The organism is Chryseobacterium viscerum (assembly GCF_002899945.2).
Taxonomy (GTDB): domain Bacteria; phylum Bacteroidota; class Bacteroidia; order Flavobacteriales; family Weeksellaceae; genus Chryseobacterium; species Chryseobacterium viscerum.
The window spans coordinates 18458-35990 of sequence record NZ_PPEG02000007.1 but is presented as its reverse complement, the minus strand read 5'-3'; the positions used below and the strand labels follow the sequence as shown (position 1 = coordinate 35990).

Sequence of the window (17533 nt, the reverse complement as noted above, 5' to 3'; positions counted from 1 at the left end):
TACCTTACTCCAAAAATAAGAATGGAAAGATTGAAAAACAGAGAATTGGAAAGATATGGAGATGAAATCATCAATGATCCGGAAAGATCCAAAAAATTCCAGGAGTTTATGGATTGGGCTAACGATTATGACCACAATACCGGCATTGCCAACAGAACTTTAAAGGCTCATCTTGAATGGCTGTCTTCTATAAACACCCCTTTGGTTGAAATCTCAGGCGATTATGAACTCCATCAAAAAATGGATATTATCCTTGATACAATAAAACAGGGAAATTTACAGGTGAAATAGGGATTGCTTCATGAACCATGTTCGAAAGCTTTCTGCTTTTACCCGCAACGGCTAGTGTTTTCAAAAGGAATTGTTATTTTAGAACACTGAAAAAAAACAAAAAACAATCACCATGACCTTAGAAGAGCTTATCAAAGACAAGACTGTAAAATCAAAAGAGAAGGTTGACATCATCAGCAAATGGATTATTGATACTTCTCTACCGACGGATGAGCTTATCGCTTTTTCCGAAAAATCAAAAGATCCTGTAAAAGCAGCCTGCATAGAAGCATTGGAATATGCTACCAAACAAAATCCCAATCTTGCGGATGAAGCCGTATTTTCTTTTGTCACTAAAACCCTTACTGAAAAAGCACCCAGAATAAAATGGGAAAGTGCCAAAGTGATAGGCAATACCGCTCATTTGTTCGCTGAAAATCTGGATCAGGCCATTACCAGCCTATTGGACAATACAAAACATGAAGGAACTGTGGTACGCTGGAGTGCTGCATTTGCATTGGGTGAAATTTTGAAATTGAAAACAAAGCATAATACAACTCTACTTTCTCTTCTTGAAGACATTAGCCAGAAAGAAGAGAAAAACAGTATCAAGAAGATATACCTTGATGCGATTAAGAAAACGAAGAAATAATATTTTAATTCATAGAAAATAGAAACCTGGAAATCAATTTCCAGGTTTTTTTATGATAAGTTTTGGCTAAAGCCAATGGAATTGTTTTGATATTGAAGACGGGCTAAAGCCCGCCCCTATTGAATATATTGCCCATTAATACAATCAATCCGCGAAAAGAACAAGACAAGAGAACCTATTTAAGTATATTACACACAATCATCTGCGGGAAATGTAATAATCAATCAAGTATCAATTTCTTATCAACTCCAATCTCTTCCAGAAAAACTTCATCGTGGGAAATCACCAATAAAGTTCCATGATAATCTTTGATGGAATTGGTGAGAATTTCTACGTTTTGAAGATCTAAATTATTGGTTGGTTCATCGAGAATAATCATATCGGGAGCTTTATTGCTGATTGAAAGCCCACAGAGAAGTAACCGCAAACGTTCTCCGCCACTCAGTGCACCACATTTCTTGTCCCAGGTATCTTTCCCAAACAAAAATCTGGACAATAATGTTTTCACTTCAGACTCCTGCCATCCACTATCATTAAAAGTCTGGGCAAAATCATAGAGGGTTGAGTCATTATCAATCAGAGAATATTCCTGATCGATATATATACTGTTGAATGCTGATCTGGTTATTTTTCCTTCGGAAGGCTCAGCATTTCCCAGCAGAAGCTTTATCAGAGTGGTCTTTCCTGAACCGTTTGAACCTTTGATCAAGATTCTGTCTCCGCTTCGGATCTCAAGATCGAGGTTTTCTTTCCAAAGCCCTTCTTTTCCATAACTGAAATTAATATGCTCAGCCGCAATCAGAATCTTTCCTGAATGCAGACTGGAATCATTAAAATTCACTTTCATCTGGTCAGAATTCTTTACCGTGGAGCGCAGATCTCTCAAATCTCCGGAGATTCCACTGATTCTTTCTGCATGAACGCTTTTCAATTTTGATGTATTTTTTTCAGCATTGTTCCGAAGAGTATTCATCATAATTCTCGCTACTCCGGATTTTTCTTGCTTTTGCTTTCCTTTTGCATCCAGTTTCTGCTTGCGTTCCAAAGTCTCTCGTTCTTTCTCTTTTGCTTTTTTCAGTGCCCGCTCTTTCGCGTGGATATCATTGTTTAAAGCTTCCACCTCTACTTCTTTTTGTTCTGCATAGAAATCATAGTTTCCCCCATAAGTTGCAATTCCCTGATTGCTTAACTCAAATATGGTATCAACAAGATTGAGCAAAGTTCTGTCATGGCTTACAATAACAACAATTGAATCTGTTTTATCAATAATATTGTATAATAACTTTCTTCCTTCAAGATCCAGATGATTGGTCGGTTCATCCAATATGATGATATCTGGCTGGCAGATCTGAATTCCCGCTAGAAAAACCTTGGTCTTCTGGCCGCCACTCAAGCCTTCCAGTTTCTGGGTTAATTCAATATTGCCAAGCCCCCAATGCTCCAATGCGTGCTGACATCGTTCTTCAATGTCCCAATCGTCATTGAGAGTTTCAAAATAAATTTCATCTACCTCTCCGTTGGTAATTTTTTGGAGCGCGTACAACTTTTGATCTATTTTCAGGCATTCGGCAACGGTAAGATGATTACAGTTTCCAAACATTTGAGGAACATAAAAAATATCACCACTAACGTTCATATCTCCGCTTAGAGGCTGTATTTCGTTCGCAATAATTTTCAGCAAGGTAGATTTTCCCATGCCGTTGCTTCCCACCAAAGCCGATTTGGTGTGAGATTGTATTGTTAAATTGATATGATTCAATAGAAGATTTCCTCCCGGAAACCCAAAGGACATATTTTGCAGTAAAATCATGATTTCTTTCTTAATAATGGTTAAACACCAATAACACCATGGTTATCGTTTGATCAAATCTGAAAGAAATTATATCCTACATGTCTGTATTTTTGGGTTTTGAAAGAACAAAGATAGCACAAATCAAGGATTAAACACAAAAAGATTTTATTCAAAATTCAAAAATCCGTAACTTTGCCTCCTACTAAAAATTTTATGGATAGCATTAGAGTTCACGACAAAAATTTCGTTCCTTATTTAACGGATACCGAAATTCAGGAAATTGTAAAAGAGACAGCGTTAAGAATTTATGAAGATTACAAGGATGAAGTTCCTGTTTTCATTGGTGTTTTAAATGGGGTTGTTATGTTCTTCTCAGATCTTTTAAAATATTACCCAGGGGAATGCGAAATTGCCTTTATTCAAATGAGTTCTTATGTAGGAACTGAATCTACAGGGATCGTTTACCAGAAAATGGAATTGACTAAGGATGTGAGAGACCGTCACATCATTCTTGTAGAAGATATTGTAGATACAGGAAACACCGTTGAGAGTCTTTTCAAATATTTTAAAGAAACACAACGTCCTAAATCTGTAAAACTGGCAAGTTTCCTATTGAAACCTGAGATTTACAAGAAAGATTTCAAACTGGATTATATCGGGAAAGAAATACCCAATAAATTTGTACTTGGATACGGACTTGATTATGATGAATTAGGAAGAAACCTTCCCAATTTATATCAGTTGGAAGACGGACAAATCAACCATTAAGTGCTGTTGGCTATTAGCTGATAGCTTTTAGCTTGAATTATATAAAGAAATAAATTTAATAATAACTTAAAAAAGCTGAAAGCAAAAAGCAACCGCCAAAAGCCATGAGCTGGAAGCAAAATGCCAATTGTCCAAGCGTATCAAAATTATGATAAACATTGTTCTGTTCGGCCCTCCAGGAAGTGGAAAAGGAACACAAGCTCAAAATCTAATCGAGAAATTCAATTTAAAACAGGTTTCAACAGGTGATCTTTTCAGATACAATATGAAAAATGACACTGAACTTGGAAAACTGGCTAAGTCATACATCGATAAGGGAGAATTGGTTCCGGATCAGGTAACAACAGATATGCTGATCGATGAGATCAAAAAGCCTACCGATACCAACGGTTTTATTTTTGATGGATATCCAAGAACGACTGCTCAGACAGAAGCTTTGGAAAATATCGTTAAAGAAGTACTGAATGATAAGATCGATATCTGTCTTTCATTGGTAGTAGAGGACACAATTTTGGTTGAAAGACTTCTGAAAAGAGGTGAAACCAGCGGAAGATCAGACGACAGCAATGTAGAGATCATCGAAAACAGAATAAAAGAATATTATACTAAAACAGCGGAAGTAGCCGAGCTTTATAAGCAGCAGGGGAAATATGTAGAAGTAAATGGCGTAGGTGAAATTAATGAGATTTCCCAAAAGCTTTTCGCTGAAGTAGAGAAAATTAAATAATCGAGATTCAGGTTACGGGATTCAAATTTTATCCCCCAGCTTGCAGCTCGCAACACAAACTATATGTCTAACTTTGTAGATTACGTAAAAATCCATTGTAAAAGCGGACACGGAGGTGCTGGTTCTGCCCACCTTCGCCGTGAAAAGTATATTCCTAAAGGAGGCCCTGACGGAGGTGACGGTGGTCGTGGCGGACACGTCATCATGAGAGGAAATGCTCAGGAATGGACTTTACTTCCACTTCGATATACCCGTCACATAAAAGCTGAACGTGGTGAAAACGGAGCAAAAAACCAGCTGACCGGAGCTGACGGTTCTGATATTTATATCGATGTTCCTATTGGGAGTATCGCTAAAAATGAAGAAGGTGAAATTATCGGAGAAATCCTTGAGGATAAGCAGGAAATTATTTTGATGCAAGGGGGAAAAGGAGGAAAAGGAAACGAACATTTCAAATCCTCTACCAATCAAACTCCAAGATATGCTCAACCCGGAATGGATGGCGAAGAAGGCTATGTTGTTTTCGAGCTTAAAATTTTGGCGGATGTAGGACTTGTTGGGTTTCCCAATGCAGGAAAATCTACACTTTTAGCTTCTGTCTCTGCAGCAAAACCAAAAATTGCTAATTATGCCTTTACAACCCTGACTCCTAACCTTGGAATCGTGGATTACAGAAATTACAAATCTTTTGTAATGGCTGATATTCCCGGGATCATTGAAGGAGCAGCGGAAGGAAAAGGTTTAGGGCACAGATTCCTTAGACATATTGAAAGAAACTCTATTCTGTTATTTTTGATTCCTTCTGATTCTGAAGATCATTTCAACGAATTTAAAATTCTGGAAAATGAGCTGAAGGAGTACAATCCTGAACTTTTGGATAAAGATTTCATTGTTTCCGTTTCAAAATCCGATCTTTTGGATGATGAGCTTAAAAAGGAAATCGCAGCAGAATTCCCGGAAAACAAGCAGCCTTTATTCTTCTCAGGAGTTACCGGAGAAGGCCTTATGGAGCTTAAGGATGCTATCTGGAAACAATTGCACGGATAGAAATACACATTGATTCATCAGTTATATTTCACAAAAAATGTAACTGCATCATAAAAAACAGCCTCAGGTTTTTCTGAGGCTGTTTTTCTTTATAAAACTACCCGTATTTTTCTACCATTCAATATTTTAAACCATTAAGAAATAAAGTATAGTAAGATAAATCATTCTGATTTTTAAGCTTAAAGCGAAGCTTATTCTTAATGCCCTTTACATCTTCATCTAATCTTAATGGTTCAAATAAAAATTTAAACAGATTTGTCATTTTATATTTAACATAAAAACAAAAGAAGATTTTATCTTTTGGAACAATTATTGGGACACCCTTTCAAATTGAAAAAAACTATGAAATATTTGCTAGCCATTTGTGCATTTGTATTTTTAACATCTTGTACAACTTCTCAAAAAGTAAATTCAAAATATACTAAAATTGAGTATCAAGCGAGTCCCTGCTTTGGATTCTGCCCGGTTTTTAAAATGACCATCAATCCGGACAGAACTGCGGTTTTTGAAGCAGAACACTTTAATTTTAATGATAAACCTTCAAAAGATGAGTTCTCAAAGCCACGTGAAGGAACTTTTAAAGGCACTATCAAAGAAAAAGATTATAATAAACTGATCAGCTTGCTGGATGGCTTGAATGTGAAAAGTCTAAATGACAAATACGGAACAAAAAACATTACAGATCTTCCCACTTCTTACTTAAGAATCAATTTTGCAGACGGCACTTCAAAAAATGTGGAAGATTATGGAAAACGCGGAAGTGAAAAGCTTTCGGAAGTCTATCATTTTTTTGAGGATCTGAGAAAGAATCAGGAATGGACTAAGATACAATAGGCCATTTAAAAATATTTAGATTATTTTTGTGCAATAATTCCTTCTTCCGGGGGAATTATTTTTTTATGATAAACAAGCCTTAAAAAGAGGAATAAAATTTTTATTTTTTTTAAACTACCTTTGCAAAATGTAATTCTTTCAGACTGAAGGAATTTTTATTTAAAATTTTAAAATAATTCATTTGAATTTTACAGACTTAAACTTAATAGAACCTATTGCAAAAGCAATCCAGGAGCAGGGATACACGACTCCTACTCCTATCCAGGAAAGATCTATTCCCGATATCTTAGAAGGCAGAGACTTTTTAGGGTGTGCACAAACGGGAACAGGAAAGACTGCTGCTTTTTCTATTCCTATTCTACAGAATTTATCCAAAAATAAAATTCCCAATAAACATATAAAAGCATTAATCCTTACGCCTACCAGAGAATTGGCGATTCAGATTGAGGAAAACATTAATGCTTACGGTAAATATCTTCCATTAAAACAACTCGTTATCTTTGGAGGAGTAAAGCAGGGAAATCAGGAAGCTGCTCTAAGAAAAGGAATTGATATTCTGGTAGCAACACCAGGAAGACTTCTTGACTTTATCGCTCAGGGAATCATCAGTTTGAAAAATCTTGAAATCTTTGTTCTAGATGAAGCAGACAGAATGCTTGATATGGGATTTGTACATGATGTAAAAAGAATCATCAAACTTTTACCACAAAGAAGACAGACTTTATTTTTCTCGGCAACAATGCCGGTAGAAATTCAGAAACTGGCCAATTCTATCCTTAATAATCCAGTAAAAGTAGAGGTTACTCCTGTTTCTTCTACCGCAGATACGATCAAACAATCGGTTTATTTTGTTGAAAAAGAAAATAAGCTGGATTTATTGACCCACATTCTTGAAAATGATATTTCAGACTCGGTACTTGTATTTTCAAGAACGAAACATGGTGCTGATAAAATTGCCAGAAAACTTCAGAAAGACAATATTTCTGCTGAAGCCATTCACGGTAACAAATCTCAGAATGCGAGACAAAATGCTTTGAACAACTTTAAATCCGGAAAAACAAGAATTCTTGTTGCCACAGATATTGCAGCACGAGGAATTGACATTGATGAATTGAAGTTCGTGATCAATTTTGAACTTTCTGATGTTTCTGAGACCTATGTACACAGAATCGGAAGAACAGGTAGAGCCGGAGCTGAAGGTAATTCCATATCTTTTGTAGACGGGCTTGATCTTTTGAATCTAAAGAATACGGAAAAACTGATTGGAAAGAAAATTTCTGTCATCAAAGAACACCCTTTCCACACGGACAATCTGGTTGCCCAGAAAAGGGATTCCAATAATAAACCTGCTCAGGGTGGAGATAGACCAAGAACATCCAACAGCAGCAATTCAAGGCCCAATAACAACCGTAAGAAGCCATCTGCTTCAACATCTTCAACGGGGTTAAAAAAGCCTAAGAATAAGAATTTCACAAGAAAAAAATAAATAAAAATCCCTTTTCAAAAACTGAAAAGGGATTTTTATTTGTCTTAAAGTTTAAAACTTTTATTATTTAAAAACATTCTTTGCATTGTCCGTTGTGATACGGTCTATCTCAGAAAAGTCTTTTCCATAAATATCTACCAGTTTTCCGGCTACGAGATCAAGATAAGAGCTTTCGTTTCTTTTTCCTCTGTGAGGAACCGGAGCCAGATAAGGTGAATCTGTTTCCAGAACAATTTTATCCAACGGAATTTCATTCAGGAACTGATCTATTTTCCCGTTTTTAAAGGTCACTACTCCACCGATTCCTAAAATGAAATTAAGGTCGATAGCGTGTTGCGCCTGTTCCAGATTTCCTGAAAAACAATGGAAGATTCCTCTCAGCTTTGGATGTTTTTTTCTTTCTAAGACCTCGAATGTCTCATCAAAACTTTCTCTTGTATGAATCACGATCGGAAGGTCTTTTTCTATCGCCCAGTCAATCTGCTGTTCAAAAGCTTTCACCTGAATATCCAACGTTGTTTTATCCCAATACAGGTCGATTCCGATCTCCCCTATTGCAGGAAAATTTCTCTGATCAAGATAATTTTTTACGATCTCAAGCTCCTTTTCCCATGATTCCGGTTTTACATAACAAGGATGTAATCCCATCATTGAAAAAATCTGTCCCGGATAATCAGTTTCCAGCTGAAGCATTTTCTCATGAGATTCAGAGTCGATGGCAGGAAGATAAAATTCTGTAATTCCTTTATCTAAAGCTCTCTGAATAGCTTCTTTTCTATCTTCATCAAATTCTTCTGCGTATAGATGTGTATGTGTATCAATCATTTTATTTAAAATTTCAATAGATCTTCGTAAGGATTTTCAAGTCCCAGCAACATTCCGAAAGCGGGTTCTGTCTTTATTCCCTGTTTTTTAAGTTCTATTATTTTCTGTTTAAATTCTTCTCCTTTTTCTTGTAATATTTTGTATTCAGCAACCATATGAAGATATGCGTTTTGCCGTATTGTAGGCCTATTTTGTCCAAAAATCTCGATGGGAAAACCTTCCAGCATGAAGTTTAATGTAATGCATTTTTCACCGTTTATGATCGGATATTCAACTTTCGTTTCAACATCGTAAGGAATAAGCTTGCTGAACATTATTTCATCTAAAAAATCTTCTTCAAATCTTAAAGCCACCTCACAAATAATATCCAGATCACTTCCTTCAATATCAATTTCAATAGGAATTGTTCCAGCCAAAACAGGAGAATAATTACTTAATTTTTCAAAAACATTATATTTTGTCAGGACTTCGTAGGCTCTTCTCTGTCTTTCATTTCCGTCTTTCAGATAATCAATTCTAGTGAAATCAAGCATTTAAAATATTTTATGTTTTACCTTTTTACGCTGGTTTTCAATCCTTTGATCCAGTTTTTCTCTGAATTCGATGAACTTTGGATCTTTCTTATCACTGGTTTTATGCTCCAGAGCCTTCATGATCTTGAAGTTTTCTTTGATAAAATTCTGGGTATCTACTGAAAAGTAAGCATTCCCAAATTTCTCAAAAATATAACTAACGGCCTGAGTGCTTGGGTGAATCATGTCTTCTTTATAAAAACGATAATCCCGGAGATCATCCATTAATATCTCATAAACAGGCAGATAATGACAGTCTTCAAACATGGAAATAGACTCATGAATAGCCGTGATCAGTTTGGATTTACTTAACTGATTTTCAACCATTCCGTCTTTGGTATGCCTTACTGGTGAAACGGTAAAAAGGATCTGTACTCCTTCTTTACAAATATCTTTAAGATCCAGAATCGTCTGATAGATTGAGCTTGTCAATTCCTGATGGGAAAGCAGTCTTTTTTCAAAGAATTTCTGCGGAATTTTGTGGCAGTTGGCAACGAGTTTATTCTTGGGCAGAAACTCATAGATAAATGAAGAACCGTACGTAATGATAATCCAGTCTGCTTCCTGAAGAAAAGCATTTCCAGCTTCAATATCACCATTTATTTTATCTAAGGTCTGATGAATATACCGGGTATCAAAACTAGTGTGATGATCCAAAGAAATGTATTCTTCATTGTAGATGATCAGTTCCTCTTCTGCATAAAACGCAGAATCATGTAATCTATTTACTGCGTTATTGATGGAAAAAGGATTAAAAATCGTCCCAAAAGGATTATTGAGGGTCTGAAGCTGTCCGTCTTGCAATAGATCAGTCATTTCAGAGGCAAAACATGAACCTATTGAAAATATTTTATCTTCAATCTCAATCTTCTTTTCTGACGCCGGAATATCAACTTCTGTTCTGAATTTCATTGTATAGGTATTAGGCTGCGGGAAATAGGTTGCAGGTAAATTGCTGCTACCTGCCACCTACCATCCGCTCCCTATATTAACTTTCTCTTCTCAACAAATAATTTGCCAGTTCGATAAAAGGTTTTTTCTTTTCTTCCGGAACATCTATTTTCTGAAGATAGCTTTGCCCGATTTCATTATGTTTTTCAATCAAACGTAAAGCTTTATCATCTACTTTCGTTCTTCTGAAGATCTTTTCTACTCCATAGACCTTATCAACGTTTTCAGTCTTTTTAGAATACCAGTAATCCAGTTCTTTTCTTTCTTCATCAGTAGCATGTTCTCTTGCCAGCAGATACAGAACGGTTTTTTTGTTTTCGTAGATATCTCCGGCATGTTTTTTTCCAAACTGCGCCTGATCCCCAAATACATCAAGATAATCATCCATGATCTGGAATGCAATTCCGATGTGCTTTCCAAAGTTGAAAATGGCTTTAGCATCTTTAAAATCAGCTTTTGCAATCAAAGCTCCGATCTCAAATGAAGAAGCACTCAGAACTCCTGTTTTATAAGTAATCATTCTGATATAATCGTCGAAAGTAACATCTTTCTGAGTCTCAAAATTGATATCATACTGCTGTCCTTCACATAGTAGAAGTCCTGTATGGGTAAAAATTCTGATACATGCTTTGAAGATTTCAGGTTCAAGATCTTCAAAAAATTTATAAGCTTTAAGCATCAGTCCGTCTCCGGAAAGAATTCCTACATTCAGACCATGTAAAGTATGAATGGTAGGCTTATTTCTTCTTAAGGGAGCTTCATCCATAATATCATCATGGATCAGCGTAAAGTTATGGAAAAACTCGATAGCCAATGATGGCTTGATTGCCTGCTTAAGATCTCCACCGAACATCTCACATGCCATCAGCACCATAATAGGACGAAGACGTTTTCCACCATGGGAAATAATATAATTCATCGGGTCATACAACTCCGAAGGCTTATCTTTAAAAGTATATTTAGTGATGGCATCTGCAACAATCTGCTGGTATCTGTCTAAAAATTCCATAAAATCTTATAATTTGAACAAAAATACGATTTTTCAAGGCTTTATAAAATAAAAAACTTTGCCCAAATGGACAAAGTTTATATAATTATATGATTTGTTTTTTAAAAAAGGAATGTTACCACAAGATAGGTAATTGCTGCTACTATTGCAGAAATTGGAATTGTTAATACCCAAGCCCAAAGAAGGCTTACTGTAATCCCCCATCTTACTGCTGAAATTCTCTTCGTTAATCCTACCCCGATGATAGAACCCGTGATTGTATGGGTCGTAGATACAGGAATACCAAAGTGGTCTGTGATGAATAGGGTAATAGCCCCTGCAGTTTCTGCACTTACACCTTCTAATGAAGTTACTTTCGTAATCTTGGTACCCATTGTTTTGATAATCTTCCAACCACCACTCATTGTCCCTAAAGCAATAGCGATAAATGAAACTAAAGGAACCCAAATATAATGCTGAGCAAAATAATCAAAACGTCCTGCAGAAGGAATATTCAAATACTGTGCATCCTGAAGCATATTAACGTGATAATAAATTACCGCTGCTCCAATGATTCCCATTACTTTCTGAGCATCATTCAAACCATGTCCTAAACTAAACAGTGCTGATGAAACCAACTGCAATCTTTTGAAAGATTTGTCTGCTTTGTGTGGATTTGATTTTTTATAAAGGTGTACAATAATCAATGTAATAATGATGGAGATAATCATCCCTATGATCGGTGCCATGAAAATGAACAGGAAGATAGGAATAACTTTATCAAACTTTACAACCCCCTGATGAGTTACCTGGCTGAAAGCTTCTTTAATGGTTTCCCACATCCCAAGCTCTGGCTGCGCTGCAGCTACAGCATTATAATCCATCATGAAAGCATGCATAAGAGCAGCTCCTAAGAAACCTCCAATCAGCGTATGTGATGATGATGAAGGGATCCCGAACCACCATGTCAAAAGGTTCCATGCAATGGCAGCTATAAGACCTGAAAATATAACTTCAAGCGTGATAAAATTCTCATTAACGGTTTTGGCAATTGTATTACCAATTTTGAATTCTCCAATAATATAAGCAGCAATAAAGAATGCTGCAAAATTCCAAAGCGCCGCCCAAAGTACAGCCTGGAATGGAGTTAAAACTTTTGTAGAAACTATAGTTGCAATTGAGTTGGCCGCATCATGGAAACCATTGATATAATCGAAGATCAGAGCCAACGCAATAATAACTATAAGTAAAATCGGAAATTCCATTTTTTGCTATGTATTATGCGTATTTAATCATGATGTTCTCAATTGTATTGGCAACATCTTCTGCTTTGTCAGTTACAATTTCAAGATAGTTCAATACAGATGAAACTTTAATGATGTTAATCGCATCATTGGTTTCAAATAATTCTACCATTGAATTGGAAAGCAAATCGTCAGCAATATTCTCAATAGAGTTCACTTTAATACAAGCTTCTTTCACCTGCTCCATGTTTTTGAACCCTTTAAGGTTTTTCATTGCATTCTGAATTTCAAGACATGCTTTGTGGATCAATAAAGAGAAGTCTGAATAAGCCTTCAGTTCAGGTGATTTGTACAGGAAAATATATTTTGTGGAAGCGTAGATATAATCAGCGATATCATCCAATCCTGTTGCCAATGTGTGGATGTCCTCACGGTCAAAAGGTGTAATGAAGTTTTTCCCTAATTCTACGAAAATTTCGTGAGTAAGTTCATCATTCTTGTGTTCGAAGTCGCTCATTTTCTTCAACATTGAGTCGTCATTAAGATCGAAATCCTTGATTCCTGCGTTGAAGTCTTCTGACATTGCAACTAGATTTTCAGTTACTTTTTCGAAAAGTACAAAGAAGATTTTATCTTTGGGTTGAAAAGCGTGGAAAATATTACCAATTCCCATTTTTTAGTATTTATAATTCGAGTGCAAATTTCCTAAAAAAGGATTGCACGTGAAACTATATAACATTAAGTTTTGTTAACATTCGCTTACCTACTGATTATCAAATGAAAAAACCGGCATTAATGCCGGTTTTGTATAGTATAAAAAAGATTAGTTTGCTACTTCAGCTCTCATATCTTTTCCTTTGAACTTCATGGATTGAATATTGCTCAAAACATTATCTTTAAAAGACTTTTCAACTTCGAAGAAAGAGAATTTCTCTAAGATTTCGATATCACCGATTTCTGCTCTTCTTTTGCTTTTTCCATCATCAGTTGCTTTATTGATAATATCTAAAACGTCAAGCTTCTTCAAATGATCTTTCTTTCCAAGATTGAAAAAGAATCTTACCATGTTTTCATCTTTTCTTCTTGGCTTGCTGCTACGATCTCTGTCTCTTCCGCGATCTCCTCTGTCTCTATCACGACCTCTGTCTCGGTCTCTGCTATCTCTATCACGTCCACGGTCTCTTCTTGAGTAATCGTCGTCTCTGCTGCTCAATTTCTGCTCAGTAAGATCGTGCTTGTCTTTGTAGTATAAAGCAAGATCTTTCAATTGGAATTGTAACAACTGGTGTACCAATTCTTCTTTTGTAAAATTGCTCAAATCTGGGATCAAGCTATCATCAAATTCGAAAAGATCTTCGTGCTCCGTCAATAATTTTTCGAATACACCTCCTACCTGAGCTTTGATAATATCTTCACCTGTAGGAATGAATTTTTCGTGAATTTCAATTTTTGTTGCAGATTTTATCTGCTTCAATTTTCTGCTTTCTTCAGGCTTGATTAAAGACATAGAAATACCATCTTTTCCAGCTCTACCTGTTCTACCACTTCTGTGAACAAATACTTCAGGATCATCAGGTAAAGAGAAGTGAATAACGTGAGTCAGAGAGTTTACATCCAATCCTCTTGCTGCAACGTCTGTCGCTACAAGAATATCAATGTTTTTCAATCTGAACTTCTTCATTACGGTATCTCTCTGTGCCTGAGAAAGGTCACCATGAAGAGCATCAGCGGCATAACCGTTCTGCATCAAGAAATCTGCTACCTCCTGAGTTTCCATTCTCGTTCTACAGAAGATAATAGAATACTGATTAGGATTCGCATCGATCAATCTCTTCAACGCCTCTTTTTTCTGGCGGTACCCTACTACATAGTATTCGTGAGTAATGTTCTTCTTCACTTCGTTGATAGAACCTACTGAAATACGGTGTGGCTTTGTAAGGTAATTTTTGGAAATTCTTTCCACTTCTTTATTCATCGTTGCAGAGAATAAGAAAGTTTGTTTAGTTTCCGGTGTTTCTCTTAGAATGGTTTCCAATTCGTCTTTGAATCCCATTGAAAGCATTTCATCAGCTTCGTCTAATACTAACCAATGAATCGCAGAAAAGTCTAATGCTTTTCTGTTGATAAGATCTATTACTCTACCAGGAGTTCCCACAATAATCTGTGGTTTGTCCTTCAAAGATCTCATCTGATCTACAATACTACTTCCACCATAAACCGCAGTAGTTTTGATGTCTTTCATGTACTTAGAGTAATTCTTTATGTCCTTCGAAATCTGAAGACATAATTCCCGTGTCGGACAAAGCACCAATAATTGGATTTTGCGACTCGTATCGTCAATCATATCCAAAATCGGAAGCGAAAACGCTGCTGTTTTGCCTGTCCCTGTCTGCGCAAGTGCGATCAAATCGCGAATATCTGAAAGAATAAAAGGGATAGTCTGTTTTTGGATTTCTGTTGGGCTTTCGTAGCCCAGTTCGCCAATTGCCTTAAGGATATCAGGACTTAAATTGGTTTCCGTAAATAAATTCATTAACTATTTTAAAATTTTTGCAAAGATACAATAAATATTTGACTTGTTTTTGAATAAAGTTTGAAATATGTAAACTTAAATTCAGAATCTTTTAATATATTTTTAATTTTTGGAAAATTAAATCCAAAAAAAGAAGCCTAAAGTTAAAAACTTGTTAAACATTGTTTTTTTTTATTAAATTGGATTGATTTTTTCTTTGTTATTTATGAATTTTCAAAAATAAAGCCATGAAAAGCAAATTTTTCTTTTTGATATTCTCATGCATAGCCCTTGAAATATTTGCCCAAAAACCCAATTATCCATCCTCCTGGACCCTGGAAAATTGTATTGAATATGCAAAGGAGAATAATATTCCTATCAATTCTTTAAGGCTTTCAAAAACTTCTGCCCAGCAGGATCTCCTTCAGGCAAAAGATGCAAAATACCCCAACCTCAGCGGAACCGTTTCACAGGGATTATTTGCCCTCAATGGAAGTGATGGTCTTCATATGACCGGTGCTCAATCTCAAAATATAGGAGCCAATTCTTCCATGACCCTTTATCATGCAAGTTACATTAAAAATAATGAGGTATCAAAAAATCTTCTGGTGCAGATGGCTGATCTGTCCGTACAGGAATCAGAGAACAATATTATCCTGAATATCACTCAGGCTTACCTGAATATTCTGATGAATCAGGAAAATATTATTTCTCTTGAAAATGTTCTCAAAACGACACAAACTCAATTAAAACAAGGAGATCAGCTCTATAAAGCCGGAAGTCTTTCAAAATTAAATTATCTTCAAATTCAGTCACAGGTCGCCCAGGATCAGTACAATCTGACCTCTGCTCAAAACAATTTAAGAACCAATACGGTCAATTTAAAACAAATCCTGCAGCTGCCTTCGAATTATGATTTTCAAATTGTAAAACCCGACAGCATCATTGTAGATGATCAGTTAAAATCATTACAAGACGTTCAAAACTTAGCGCAAAGCCAACGTCCCGAAGTAAAATATAGTGAACTGAATGTAGAAAATTCCAATACGAATCTGAAAATGACTAAAGCTTCCATCCAACCCACATTGAATCTGGTAGGAAACATCTCAACCAATTATTCTAATGGAAACGGAAATTATTTTAATCAACTTGGAAATAACTTTTATATGCCCATCGGTTTAAGCCTTGGAATTCCGATCTACAACAACAGAATCTATAAAACACAGATTGAAAAATCAAAAATTGCCATTGAACAGGCCAATCTTGATTTACAGAATACCAAAACAGTTCTCAATCAACAGATAGAACAATCTTTCATCAACCTTCAGAATGCGCTGTCACAATATGATTCTGCCTCCAAACAGATGGATATAAGCAAACAAAGTTATGACATCGTCAATGCCCAGATGAAGCTCGGAAGTATTGATTACGTACAGCTTCAGCAGCAGAGATTGCTTTATATACAATCCATTCAGAATTATCTGCAGGCCAAATACACTGCAGTTCTCAATCAACAGATCTACGAATTTTACGCAGGTAACCCTATAAATCTAAAGTAAGCTATGAAAACAAAGAATAAAAAATGGTTGTACTGGGTTGTGGGCGGCATCATTGCAATGGGTGCAGTCTGGTTTTTCTTCATCAGAGAAAAAGAAATAAAAATCCAGCTGGAAACAGTAAAACCTGAGATGGGAGAAATTTCAAATTCCATCACCGCTACCGGAACGATACAGCCTGTAGATACAGTTGCTGTAGGTACTCAGGTGTCAGGAATCATCAAAAATATTTATGTGGATTTCAATTCTACCGTGAAAAAGGGAGAATTACTGGCAACTTTAGACCCGGATCTTCTTAAATTTCAGTCAGAACAGTACCAGGCTAATTTACAGAATGCAAAGAGTAATCTTGCTTACAATGAAATCAATATCAACAGGCAATCTCAGCTTTACAAAGTCGGGGCTATCAGCAAAGCAGATTTTGACAATGCCACCAACCAATACAATATTGCAAAAGCACAGGTGGGCACTGTAACGGCTCAGCTTTCTACGGCCAATAAAAACCTTTCTCTTACCTATATTTATTCTCCGATAGACGGAACTGTACTCAACAGGAATGTAAGTGAAGGACAAACGGTTGCATCCAGCTTCAGTACGCCTACCCTGTTCAGTATTGCTAAGGATCTCACCAAAATGCGGGTACGTGCCTCCGTAGATGAAGCCGATATCGGAAATGTAAAAGTAGGTCAGAAAGCGACATTTACGGTGGATGCTTTTCCGGATGAAACATTTGACGGTCAGGTTTCTGAAGTACGCCTCCATCCTACTGTTTCATCAAATGTGGTCAATTACACCACCATCATCAACGCTGATAATTCCAGCCTAAAGTTGAAACCGGGAATGACAGCAAATATTACAATCTACACCCAGGTTTTAGACAATATTATGAAAATTCCTGTGGCGGCCACCAGCTTTAGACCAGACAGTCTGATCATCAAAAAATACAAAGTAAATACTCCATTTGCCGATGGTAAAAAACATGAAAAAGGACAATGGAAAAAACAAGACAAGGGAGCCGAAAAGAAAAATGAAGCAGCGGTTTGGATCATTGCAAAGGACAGCACTATTTCCCGTAAAAAAATAAAAACCGGAATGGATAATGATACCGAAATACAGGTTGTTTCGGGATTGGATAAAAATGAAAATATCATTACCGGCTATAAAATTTTGTCAAAAAAATCTTCCGGAGGACAGACTAAAAGTCCATTCATGCCTCAAAGAAGAGGTGGCGGAAATAACAAAAACAGCGGTGGCGGCGGTGGCGGACCGAGATAAAAAAATTATAAATCTTAGATTTTAAATTCTTTTT

General features: G+C 36.2%; 17 protein-coding genes. 9 read left to right on the top strand and 8 right to left on the bottom strand.

The genetic code is table 11. The features are described 5' to 3' along the window. Window positions 1-21 precede the first annotated feature (21 nt). Entirely contained in the window at window positions 22-291 is a 270-nt protein-coding gene (locus C1634_RS26315) for a P-loop NTPase family protein (protein WP_228410093.1), read from the top strand. Window positions 292-403: 112 nt separating this feature from the next. Next, window positions 404-922 carry a HEAT repeat domain-containing protein gene (locus C1634_RS16665; protein ID WP_103231738.1) on the top strand — a complete coding sequence of 173 codons (519 nt, stop codon included), beginning with the start codon at window positions 404-406 and terminating at the stop codon, window positions 920-922. A gap of 220 nt (window positions 923-1142) precedes the next feature. On the opposite strand, the gene C1634_RS16660 is transcribed toward C1634_RS16665, so the two are convergent. Further along, complete coding sequence (locus tag C1634_RS16660; protein ID WP_103231739.1) at window positions 1143-2732, bottom strand: ABC-F family ATP-binding cassette domain-containing protein; 1590 nt, start codon at window positions 2730-2732, stop codon at window positions 1143-1145. Window positions 2733-2927: 195 nt separating this feature from the next. Here C1634_RS16660 and C1634_RS16655 point away from each other — a divergent pair, with 195 nt between their 5' ends. From C1634_RS16655 to C1634_RS16635, 5 genes are all read left to right on the top strand, one after another. Further along, entirely contained in the window at window positions 2928-3482 is a 555-nt protein-coding gene (locus C1634_RS16655; RefSeq protein WP_103231740.1) for a phosphoribosyltransferase, read from the top strand. Between the two features lie 148 nt (window positions 3483-3630). Next, the gene (locus tag C1634_RS16650; RefSeq protein ID WP_103231741.1) at window positions 3631-4209 is read left to right on the top strand and encodes an adenylate kinase; all 579 of its coding nucleotides are present in this window, start codon (window positions 3631-3633) and stop codon (window positions 4207-4209) included. A gap of 63 nt (window positions 4210-4272) precedes the next feature. Beyond that, the gene (gene obgE / locus C1634_RS16645; protein ID WP_103231742.1) at window positions 4273-5256 is read left to right on the top strand and encodes a GTPase ObgE; all 984 of its coding nucleotides are present in this window, start codon (window positions 4273-4275) and stop codon (window positions 5254-5256) included. A gap of 342 nt (window positions 5257-5598) precedes the next feature. Further along, window positions 5599-6090: a DUF6438 domain-containing protein gene (locus tag C1634_RS16640; protein WP_109738879.1), complete on the top strand. Its 492-nt coding sequence runs from the start codon at window positions 5599-5601 to the stop codon at window positions 6088-6090. Window positions 6091-6271: 181 nt separating this feature from the next. Continuing rightward, window positions 6272-7576, top strand: a complete 1305-nt coding sequence (locus C1634_RS16635; RefSeq protein ID WP_109738787.1) for a DEAD/DEAH box helicase — start codon at window positions 6272-6274, stop codon at window positions 7574-7576. Window positions 7577-7639: 63 nt separating this feature from the next. Here C1634_RS16635 and C1634_RS16630 read toward each other — a convergent pair whose 3' ends face one another. The 7 genes from C1634_RS16630 to C1634_RS16600 form a co-directional block, all read right to left on the bottom strand. Beyond that, on the bottom strand, window positions 7640-8401 hold the full coding sequence (locus tag C1634_RS16630; protein ID WP_109738786.1) for a TatD family hydrolase: 762 nt from the start codon (window positions 8399-8401) through the stop codon (window positions 7640-7642). A gap of 5 nt (window positions 8402-8406) precedes the next feature. After that, window positions 8407-8934: a DUF4269 domain-containing protein gene (locus C1634_RS16625; RefSeq protein ID WP_109738785.1), complete on the bottom strand. Its 528-nt coding sequence runs from the start codon at window positions 8932-8934 to the stop codon at window positions 8407-8409. Beyond that, window positions 8935-9885 carry a GSCFA domain-containing protein gene (locus C1634_RS16620; protein WP_103235183.1) on the bottom strand — a complete coding sequence of 317 codons (951 nt, stop codon included), beginning with the start codon at window positions 9883-9885 and terminating at the stop codon, window positions 8935-8937. It abuts the gene before it with no gap. 76 nt (window positions 9886-9961) lie between these two features. Next, on the bottom strand, window positions 9962-10933 hold the full coding sequence (locus C1634_RS16615; RefSeq protein WP_103235182.1) for a polyprenyl synthetase family protein: 972 nt from the start codon (window positions 10931-10933) through the stop codon (window positions 9962-9964). Window positions 10934-11034: 101 nt separating this feature from the next. Continuing rightward, a complete protein-coding gene (locus C1634_RS16610; RefSeq protein WP_103235181.1) occupies window positions 11035-12177 on the bottom strand; it encodes an inorganic phosphate transporter in 1143 nt (380 codons plus the stop codon). Window positions 12178-12190: 13 nt separating this feature from the next. Continuing rightward, window positions 12191-12829, bottom strand: coding sequence for a DUF47 domain-containing protein (locus C1634_RS16605; RefSeq protein WP_109738784.1), 639 nt, complete (start codon window positions 12827-12829; stop codon window positions 12191-12193). A gap of 150 nt (window positions 12830-12979) precedes the next feature. After that, on the bottom strand, window positions 12980-14689 hold the full coding sequence (locus tag C1634_RS16600; RefSeq protein WP_103234411.1) for a DEAD/DEAH box helicase: 1710 nt from the start codon (window positions 14687-14689) through the stop codon (window positions 12980-12982). Window positions 14690-14916: 227 nt separating this feature from the next. Here C1634_RS16600 and C1634_RS16595 point away from each other — a divergent pair, with 227 nt between their 5' ends. Continuing rightward, window positions 14917-16227, top strand: coding sequence for a TolC family protein (locus C1634_RS16595; RefSeq protein ID WP_103234412.1), 1311 nt, complete (start codon window positions 14917-14919; stop codon window positions 16225-16227). A gap of 3 nt (window positions 16228-16230) precedes the next feature. Next, the gene (locus tag C1634_RS16590) at window positions 16231-17499 is read left to right on the top strand and encodes an efflux RND transporter periplasmic adaptor subunit (protein ID WP_109738783.1); all 1269 of its coding nucleotides are present in this window, start codon (window positions 16231-16233) and stop codon (window positions 17497-17499) included. Window positions 17500-17533: the final 34 nt, after the last annotated feature.

Coding starts and splice junctions, on each gene's coding strand:
- C1634_RS26315 (WP_228410093.1), top strand. CDS start 22: ATGGAAAGATTGAAAAACAGAGAATTGGAAAGATATGGAGATGAAATC.
- C1634_RS16615 (WP_103235182.1), bottom strand. CDS start 10,933: ATGGAATTTTTAGACAGATACCAGCAGATTGTTGCAGATGCCATCACT.
- C1634_RS16625 (WP_109738785.1), bottom strand. CDS start 8,934: ATGCTTGATTTCACTAGAATTGATTATCTGAAAGACGGAAATGAAAGA.
- C1634_RS16640 (WP_109738879.1), top strand. CDS start 5,599: ATGAAATATTTGCTAGCCATTTGTGCATTTGTATTTTTAACATCTTGT.
- C1634_RS16605 (WP_109738784.1), bottom strand. CDS start 12,829: ATGGGAATTGGTAATATTTTCCACGCTTTTCAACCCAAAGATAAAATC.
- C1634_RS16590 (WP_109738783.1), top strand. CDS start 16,231: ATGAAAACAAAGAATAAAAAATGGTTGTACTGGGTTGTGGGCGGCATC.
- C1634_RS16665 (WP_103231738.1), top strand. CDS start 404: ATGACCTTAGAAGAGCTTATCAAAGACAAGACTGTAAAATCAAAAGAG.
- C1634_RS16650 (WP_103231741.1), top strand. CDS start 3,631: ATGATAAACATTGTTCTGTTCGGCCCTCCAGGAAGTGGAAAAGGAACA.
- C1634_RS16660 (WP_103231739.1), bottom strand. CDS start 2,732: ATGATTTTACTGCAAAATATGTCCTTTGGGTTTCCGGGAGGAAATCTT.
- C1634_RS16600 (WP_103234411.1), bottom strand. CDS start 14,689: ATGAATTTATTTACGGAAACCAATTTAAGTCCTGATATCCTTAAGGCA.
- obgE (WP_103231742.1), top strand. CDS start 4,273: ATGTCTAACTTTGTAGATTACGTAAAAATCCATTGTAAAAGCGGACAC.
- C1634_RS16655 (WP_103231740.1), top strand. CDS start 2,928: ATGGATAGCATTAGAGTTCACGACAAAAATTTCGTTCCTTATTTAACG.
- C1634_RS16630 (WP_109738786.1), bottom strand. CDS start 8,401: ATGATTGATACACATACACATCTATACGCAGAAGAATTTGATGAAGAT.
- C1634_RS16595 (WP_103234412.1), top strand. CDS start 14,917: ATGAAAAGCAAATTTTTCTTTTTGATATTCTCATGCATAGCCCTTGAA.
- C1634_RS16620 (WP_103235183.1), bottom strand. CDS start 9,885: ATGAAATTCAGAACAGAAGTTGATATTCCGGCGTCAGAAAAGAAGATT.
- C1634_RS16610 (WP_103235181.1), bottom strand. CDS start 12,177: ATGGAATTTCCGATTTTACTTATAGTTATTATTGCGTTGGCTCTGATC.